We start from the raw sequence: 7,323 nt of genomic DNA, 5'->3' as shown, positions 1-7,323 counted from the left end.
GACACGGCGGCCGGGTCGGCAGGGGGCGCGGCGGAGAGCAGCCCGAGCAGGCAGGGGGGGGGGGCGGCCGCCCCCCGGCGGCGCGCGGCCCGCCCCCCCGGGCCCCCCCCGGGCGTTTCGCGTATCCGATCGGCAAATACGACCGCGCCCCTTCCTTCGGGTGCAGTGTCGAGAAATCCTTCCTCCCGGAGTTTCCGGTGGCCGCGCCCCTCGTTACAGAAGACAGGAACGACGTGCGGGAATGCCCAACAGCCCTGCACAGCAAGCGACTTGCTTGCGAAATCACGCCATAGAGGAAGGACTCCTTCATGAAGCCCACCAAGGTTGCCGCGGTCGTCGCCGGTTCCGTCATGGCTCTGGGTGCCGCCGCGCCCGCCATGGCCGCCGAGTCGATGGCGGTCCCCACCAGCCTGAACGGTGGTCTCGCGACGCTCGCCAGCGAGGGCCTGAAGACGGACGCGCTCAGCAGCACCACGGACGGCTCCGTCGTCAAGACCGTGGGGGACACCGCGAACCAGCTGAACAAGACGACCCAGAGCGCGCCGCTCATCGGCGGCCTCCCGCTCGGCGGCTGACGAACCCTCGGCAGCACCGCTCCACCGCGCACGTCCCCCGCGCGGACGACCGCGATACGCGGTCTTGCCCCTCCCGGATCGCCCCCTCACTCCGCCGGCAGGCGGACGCTCCCACCGGCACGGGCCGCCACTCACTGTGATCGGCCGATAGAATGATTTTCCGATCGGCCGCCGTGTGGTCCCGGCTCTCCGTCGTGTGCCGCTCCTTACGCTCTCGCCAATCCCCCACGGAAGGTTGGCCCATGGAGCGATCGAGGACGGCAGCGCTCGACCTCGCACCGCAGCCCGCGGCGCGCATCTGCCCGGTGTCCATGAGCCTGACGTTCCGTAACCAGTCCGTCAGCGACTGACGCACTGAGTGCGCGGACAGGCCGGTCGGAGTGAGGGGGCATCCCCGCCGGTCTCTCCCTTTCTCCAAGGAAGAGCGGTATGCGATCCATCATCAGCCGGAAGCTGTTCACAGCCGCGGCCGCGACGGGCATCCTGTCGCTGACCGGAGGCTTCGCCCTGGCGGCGAACTCCGGAGACGGTCCGGGTGATTCACCCCACCCCGACACCGGGCACCACCTTCAGGTCCCCCTTCCCGCGAACCTCTGCGGGCACCCCGTGCATCTCGAAGGGCCCGCCGCGGTCGCGGTCGGCGACCTCTGCGCCCACCCGGGCAAGGACGAGCCCGACGGCTACGGCGACGACGACGGCCACGAGAATCCGGACCACCCGGGCGAGCACCCGACGAAGCCGCCGACGCACTCGGAACCTCCGACGAAGCCGCCGACGACGCCTCCGACGAAGCCGCCGACCACGCACCCGCCGACGAAGCCCCCCACGACGCACCCGACGAAGCCCCCCACCACGCCTCCGACGAAGCCGCCGACGACCCCGCCGACGAAGCCGCCCACCACGCCGCCGACGAAGCCGCCGACGCACTCGGAACCTCCGACGAAGCCGCCGACCACGCACCCGCCGACGAAGCCCCCCACGAAGCCCCCCACCACGCACCCGACGAAGCCGCCGACGACGACCGCGCCGCCGACGCATCCCGGTGGGCCCGGTGGGCCGGGTAAGCCCGAACTTCCCGACACCGGAGGGGACGCCGCCCTCATGGGGGCGGCCGCCGTTAGCGCCGCGCTGCTCATCGGTGGATCGGTCGTCTACCTCCGCGCCGGACGTGTCGCGCGCGCCGGGCGGCCCGAACGCCGTCACTGACGCCTCGTGCTGACGTAGCGTCAACGAAGGTCCTCGCCGTCACCGGTGAGGACCTTCCGCGTTGCTGCACACAGGCGAATTTCGCGACGTTCTTTCCGGAGGGCTCGTTTCTCAGAGCGCATCACCACAGCACCGTCGTCACCTGCTCTGAAGGGCGCACGCAGTCATGAATCTGCGATCTCAAGCCGGCATGGGAATCCTCATGACCGCTCTCGCCTCGGCGGCCATGGCCGCCCCCGCGGCCGCCGCAGAGGCACCGGTGATCGTTCCGCTCCAGGGCCTGGAGCCGGTGATCCCGATGGACGCCCCCTCGGTGGCCACCGGCGTCCCGGTGCCCGTGCCGGGCGGACCCACCGGCTTCCAGGAGGGGCAGTCCGGCCTCCTGCCGGACGTCACCCTGCCGCGGGTTCCGGTCGCCAGCACGATCCCGGAGACCGTCGTCGCCGCTCAGTTGCCCGAGGTCATCGAGGGAAGCGAGCCCGGCAAGGCGCTGTTCGCCACTCCCAGCTCGCCCGTGAAGGCGACCACGCCCGGTGCGACGGTCGGCAACGCCGTCGTCGCGCCGCGCGGCGACCGGCTCGGGCTGCCGGACCTCGCCGTGCCGGAGGTCGGCATCCTCACCCCCGCGGTGAGCGGAGCGCTCGATTCCCAGGCGGGTCTGGCGCAGCCGACGGCCTGACGGCGGTCTTTTGTACGACCAATGACCCGGTTGGTGAAGACACGATTCTTCCCCGCCACCCGAGGGGTCGTTGCTCGTTACAACAGAAGGCTTGTCGCATGGCCGTGGCCCGCAGATCCACAGGTTCGCTCCGCCGTATCCGACGGCGTGCGTTCGGGTGGTCTGCGGGCCTTCTCCACATCATTTCCGTCCCGTCCGGCCTAAAGGCCGTGACCCGTGCGCCATTGCGGCGTTGAACGGGAATGTCGGCCGTCATTCTCGCGGTCGCCTTTCCACCTTCAAGGAGTTCTTGATGTCTCGCATCGCGAAGGCTGCCGCTGTCCTCGCCAGCACGGGTGCCGTTGCCCTCAGCGGAGCCGGCATGGCCGTCGCCGACTCGGGCGCCGAGGCCGTTGCCGCCCACTCTCCCGGTGTCGCCTCCGGCAACGTCGTGCAGGTCCCGATCCACATCCCGATCAACCTCTGCGGCAACACCGTGAACATCGGCGGGCTGCTCAACCCGGCGTTCGGCAACAAGTGCGCGAACGTCGACGGGGATCACCACAAGGGTGACCACAAGGGTGGCCACGAGGGTGGCTACGGCGGCTGATCCCTCTCAGCACCGAGCGGCCCCCCCGCTCACCGGCCGGGGGGCCGCTTCCGTTCCCGAACGCCGGTGGGCCGTGCGCACCGCTATGCGTAGCGGTAGATCCCGCTGTGGTCGAGCATCTCGGCCGGGGTGACACCCCACGGGCCCATCTTCTCGTCGCGGGCGGCGATCCGGCGGTACTGCGACTCGCCCAGCCGCGGGGGGTGCACCGGCACATAGCCGGCCCGCGGATTGCGCTGCTGCCAGCGCGACCAGAGAAGATCGACGAAGGAGTGGTGGAGCCAGAAGACCGGGTCGTTCACGGAGGCTCCGCCGAGCATCAGACCGCCGACCCAGCGGTGCACCCGGTTGTGGATGCGGAAGCGGTCGTTGCCCCGGCCCGGGGCCCAGCCCTCCAGCCGGTTGCGGAACCCCGACCCGCTCGTGGAGTTCCAGGGCTCCACGTCGTACACCGTCTCCTTCATCACCTCGTCGAGCTGCGCCTTCGTCGGCAGCGCGATCGGATCCGAGGGGCGGCCGAAGTCCCTGGTCAGGAATCGGCCCTCGGTCATGTTGTGCTTCACGGTCCAGCGGCCGCCCGCGTACGCGAAGGGTCCGGTCGTCACCTGGAAGTCGCCGCGCCGTCCGTTGCCGCCCATGAAGTCCTCGCCCCACAGAGAGGCCGCCGGGGTGTTGTCCCGGGTCCAGTCCCAGTACGGCACGGTGACCGTCGAGTCGACCCCGCGCAGCGCGCGCTCGAACTCCAGCAGGAACTTGCGGTGCCAGGGCAGGAAGCTGGGCGTCATATGGGCGACGCGCAGACGGTCGTCCCCGTCGGCGACGTAGTAGTCGATGTGCGTACGGACGAACTCGTCGTACGCTCCCGTCCGCTTGAGCTCCAGGACCGCGGCGACGAACTTCCGCCGCTCGGCGCTCGTCAGATCGCGCTGGTTCTTACGCGTGTACACCACGCGAGCTCCCTCCCGGGTGGGCACCGTGGGCGGCGGCGAAGCGGCTCAGCGGGGCGGACCCCAGCTCGTCCACGGCCGCGCGGGTGGCCGCCAGCGGCGTCGGATAGGTCTGGTAGTGGTCGATGGGGGTGAGATAGCCGCCGTCCGCGCAGCGCATCAGATGCAGCGGCCGGCCGTCGACGAGGACCTCCTGCACCCCCGCGGAGGTGGGGCGGGCCTGGATGCGGCGGCCCCCGTACATCTCGTCGAAGGTGTCGCCGGAGGCGACGGGGGGCCGGCGTGGCGCGGTGACGATACGGGCCAGCGCGCCGCCGGTGAACGCGGCGACGGTCAGGGTGAAGAGGGACCGCAATGCGACGCGGCGCGGGACGATCATGAAGGATCTCCTGATGTCGGCTGGGGCTCCCGTGCCGAAGGCAGGGAAAGCCCTCAGGGCACAACGATGGAAACCCGACTTCGTTGCGAGCGACATGCCAGCGGGATGAATGTCGGCCGATCGAGTGAATTCGGTCCGGGGTGACGGCTGTTCGGCCACTAGCATCAGGATTCATGACCTCTTCCAATGTCGTTTCCTCGGCGCGCAGCGAATCCCCCTTCGGGACGCTCACCGTCGTTCCGTGGACCGTCGGGCCCACCGCCGACATGCCCGTCACTCCCTTTCTGATGGTGTATTCGCTCGGGGACGGCCGCGACGGCCCCGAGGCCGGCGAAGAGGCGATGCGGGCCGCCCTCGAAGGCATGGGCGCGCCGCTCGGGGACCGGGTCGTCGACACCTCGGTGGAGCGGGCGACCGGTGCCCATCTGCTCGTCGAGGCCCAGCGGGCCGTGCTCACCCTGCCGTTCCTGAAGGTGCAGATCCCGGTCCCGGCGGAGTGGGAGGCGGCCGCCCACAAGAACGGGCACGCCTACCTCATCTGCTCCGTGCGCCCCTGGCCCGACGCGGTGCCCGGAGAGGCGGTCGCGCCGGAGCGGCTGAAGTCCTTCGTCACCGACGACCAGGTCGTGGGGGCCGCGGCGCACCTTCTGCTGCCCGTCCGGCGGCTGCAGGGCTGAGCGGAGAGGGGGCACGTCATGGCGACGGTCAACGTACGGGGCGGGGTGCCGGGGCAGCGGCAGGAGGAGGCCCGGGAGGACGCCGGGACGATCGGCGCGGGCCGGGCGCTCGGCCTGCTGCTGATGATCACCGGGGCGGCCGGGGTGCTGGCCGCCTGGGTCATCACGATCGACAAGTTCAAGCTCCTGGAGGACCCGAACTTCCAGCCGGGCTGCAGCCTCAATCCGGTCGTGTCCTGCGGCAACATCATGAAGAGCGAGCAGGCGGCGGTGTTCGGCTTCCCGAACCCGATGCTCGGTCTCGTGACGTACGGGATGGTCGTCGCCATCGGCGCCGGGGTCCTCGCCGGTGGCCGCTACCGCGGCTGGTTCTGGCTCGGACTGAACGCCGGGATGCTGTTCGGCGTCGGGTTCTGCACCTGGCTGATGCACCAGTCGCTGTACGAGATCAACGCCCTCTGCCTCTGGTGCTGCCTGGCCTGGACCGCCACGATCCTCATGTTCTGGTACGTGACCTCGCACAACGTCCGCACGGGTGTGCTGCCGGCGCCCGCCGCCGTGAAGGGGTTCTTCGAGGACTTCACCTTCGCGCTGCCCGTCCTGCACATCGGGATCATCGGGATGCTGATCCTGACCCGATGGTGGGACTTCTGGACCAGCTGACGTGACCCTCCTCTCCTGGCCGCGGGCCGCACTGATCGTGCTGCTCGCGGCCGTTCTCGCGCTCGTCCTGCCCGACGACCGCATCGCGCCGGGCTCCCGGCACCTCGCGGAGCCGGCCCCGCCCGACCCGGCGCCGGTGACGGTGCCGTCCGGCTTCTTCACCGGCTCCGACGAGACGGGCGTGCGGCGGATCGCCGAGGTGCAGCGCTGGCTCGGCGGTGCGTCGCTGACCGTCGGCCACACCTATCTGCCCGGTGACCGCTGGTCCAACATCGAGGGCCACGCCGCGCTCTTCGAGCCGTGGGCGCGGTGGAAGGAGGAGGGGCCGGGTCGGCTCTTCGTCCTGAACGTGCCGCTGCTCGACCGGAACGAGGAAGGGCTGGCGGACGCCGAGGTCAGGGCCGGGCTGCGGCGCGGGGCGGCGGGGGCGTACGACGGTCACTTCCGGATCCTGGGGGAGAGGCTCGTCGAGAACCGGCTCTCCGACGCGGTGCTCGTGCTCGGCTGGGAGATGAACGGCACCACCTACAGCCATCGCTGCGGACCGGACCCGGAGAGCTGGAAGGCGTACTGGCGGCGGGTCGTGGACGTGCTGCGCGCGGTGCCGGGACAGCGGTTCCGTTTCGACTTCACCGCGAGCCGGGGGCGGGACGCGGTGGAGTGGCCGCGCTGTTACCCGGGTGACGCGCACGTCGACATCATCGGGCTCGACGCCTACGACCAGCCCGAGGGGCTCTCCTTCGAAGGGCAGGTCACCGAGGACTTCGGGCTCGCGCACCATGTGCGGTTCGCCGCCGAGCACGGCAAGCCCGTCTCGTACCCGGAGTGGGGGCTCTTCCGCAACGGCGACAATCCGGCGTACGTACGGGGGATGCTCGACTGGTTCGCGCGGCACCGGCCGGTCTACCAGACGTTCACGGACTACTGCCCGCACGGGGTGTGGGCGTGTCCGGACAATCCGGAGTCGGGGCAGGTCGTCAGGGGAGCGCTCGGAGCGACAGACCTCCCTTGAGCGTGTCGACGGTCCGGTCGAGGAGTCGGACCAGGTCGTCGCTCTGTCCGCGCTCGGCCCAGTAGACGGTCGCCTCGCGCAGGGCGCCGAGGACCGCCGCGGTGAAGACCCGTACCTCCAGGTCGTCGGGGTCACGGCCGGTGCGCTCGGCGAGGGCGCGGGCCAGCAGCTGCGCGGTCTCGGCGGCGGTCTCGGTGAGCCGGGCCCGTACGGCCGGGACCTCCACCATCACGCGGGCGCGCAGCCGGGTCTCCGCCGGTTCGTCGGCGAGCGCCGTCGCGACCGCGTCGAGGACGACGGCGCGGAGGGACTCCAGCGGCTCCTCGTCGGCGGGCCGGGCCCGCAGCCGGGCGTCGAGGACGGCGTCGCTCTCGTCGGTGAGGAGGATGTCCTCCTTGACGGGGAAGTAGCGCACCACCGTGGAGGGGGAGACGTCGGCGGCCGCCGCGATGCGTTCCACGGTGGCCGCTTCGTATCCCTGCTCGGCCACGAGCCGGTACGTGGCTTCGCGGATCGCGGCGCGGGTCCTGAGCTTCTTCCGCTCGCGCAGGCTGGGCGGAGGGGTCGGTTCGGCGGCCATGGCCGCCATTGTGGGG

The 7,323-nt window shown here is 71.0% G+C and carries 10 protein-coding genes; 7 read left to right on the top strand and 3 right to left on the bottom strand.

The window, feature by feature from the left end:
- The first annotated feature begins 308 nt into the window (after nucleotides 1-308).
- The 4 genes from ACFVZW_RS11465 to ACFVZW_RS11450 all read left to right on the top strand — a co-directional run bounded on the left by ACFVZW_RS11465 (nucleotide 309) and on the right by ACFVZW_RS11450 (nucleotide 3,049).
- Entirely contained in the window at nucleotides 309-575 is a 267-nt protein-coding gene (locus tag ACFVZW_RS11465; RefSeq protein WP_384519759.1) for a hypothetical protein, read from the top strand.
- A gap of 429 nt (nucleotides 576-1,004) precedes the next feature.
- A complete protein-coding gene (locus ACFVZW_RS11460; RefSeq protein WP_384519752.1) occupies nucleotides 1,005-1,781 on the top strand; it encodes a hypothetical protein in 777 nt (258 codons plus the stop codon).
- A gap of 202 nt (nucleotides 1,782-1,983) precedes the next feature.
- Nucleotides 1,984-2,460 carry a hypothetical protein gene (locus ACFVZW_RS11455; protein ID WP_384519747.1) on the top strand — a complete coding sequence of 159 codons (477 nt, stop codon included), beginning with the start codon at nucleotides 1,984-1,986 and terminating at the stop codon, nucleotides 2,458-2,460.
- A gap of 292 nt (nucleotides 2,461-2,752) precedes the next feature.
- The gene (locus tag ACFVZW_RS11450; RefSeq protein WP_384519742.1) at nucleotides 2,753-3,049 is read left to right on the top strand and encodes a chaplin; all 297 of its coding nucleotides are present in this window, start codon (nucleotides 2,753-2,755) and stop codon (nucleotides 3,047-3,049) included.
- Nucleotides 3,050-3,132: 83 nt separating this feature from the next.
- Here the strand turns inward: ACFVZW_RS11450 and ACFVZW_RS11445 are convergent, their stop codons facing one another.
- Nucleotides 3,133-3,999 (bottom strand): tyrosinase family protein, encoded by an 867-nt coding sequence (locus ACFVZW_RS11445; protein WP_384519736.1) that lies wholly within the window; start codon nucleotides 3,997-3,999, stop codon nucleotides 3,133-3,135.
- A complete protein-coding gene (locus tag ACFVZW_RS11440; protein WP_384519731.1) occupies nucleotides 3,983-4,375 on the bottom strand; it encodes a tyrosinase family oxidase copper chaperone in 393 nt (130 codons plus the stop codon). The genes ACFVZW_RS11445 and ACFVZW_RS11440 overlap by 17 nt, the downstream gene beginning before the upstream one ends.
- A gap of 173 nt (nucleotides 4,376-4,548) precedes the next feature.
- On the opposite strand from ACFVZW_RS11440, the gene ACFVZW_RS11435 reads away from it, so the two are divergent.
- Genes ACFVZW_RS11435 through ACFVZW_RS11425 form a run of 3 tightly spaced genes read left to right on the top strand, consistent with a single transcriptional unit; the run spans nucleotide 4,549 to nucleotide 6,727 of the window.
- Complete coding sequence (locus ACFVZW_RS11435; RefSeq protein ID WP_384519726.1) at nucleotides 4,549-5,052, top strand: DUF5949 family protein; 504 nt, start codon at nucleotides 4,549-4,551, stop codon at nucleotides 5,050-5,052.
- Between the two features lie 18 nt (nucleotides 5,053-5,070).
- Complete coding sequence (locus tag ACFVZW_RS11430; RefSeq protein ID WP_384519722.1) at nucleotides 5,071-5,715, top strand: vitamin K epoxide reductase family protein; 645 nt, start codon at nucleotides 5,071-5,073, stop codon at nucleotides 5,713-5,715.
- A 1-nt stretch (nucleotide 5,716) separates the two neighbouring features.
- Nucleotides 5,717-6,727: a glycoside hydrolase family 26 protein gene (locus ACFVZW_RS11425; RefSeq protein ID WP_384519718.1), complete on the top strand. Its 1,011-nt coding sequence runs from the start codon at nucleotides 5,717-5,719 to the stop codon at nucleotides 6,725-6,727.
- Here the strand turns inward: ACFVZW_RS11425 and ACFVZW_RS11420 are convergent.
- Nucleotides 6,693-7,307: a TetR/AcrR family transcriptional regulator gene (locus tag ACFVZW_RS11420; protein WP_384519714.1), complete on the bottom strand. Its 615-nt coding sequence runs from the start codon at nucleotides 7,305-7,307 to the stop codon at nucleotides 6,693-6,695. The two genes, ACFVZW_RS11425 and ACFVZW_RS11420, sit on opposite strands and share 35 nt — an antisense overlap.
- Nucleotides 7,308-7,323: the final 16 nt, after the last annotated feature.

This window comes from Streptomyces sp. NPDC059567 (assembly GCF_042735655.1).
GTDB lineage: Bacteria > Actinomycetota > Actinomycetes > Streptomycetales > Streptomycetaceae > Streptomyces.
Note: the sequence above shows the minus strand (reverse complement) of the source record. Positions and strands in the feature narration are given on the sequence as shown.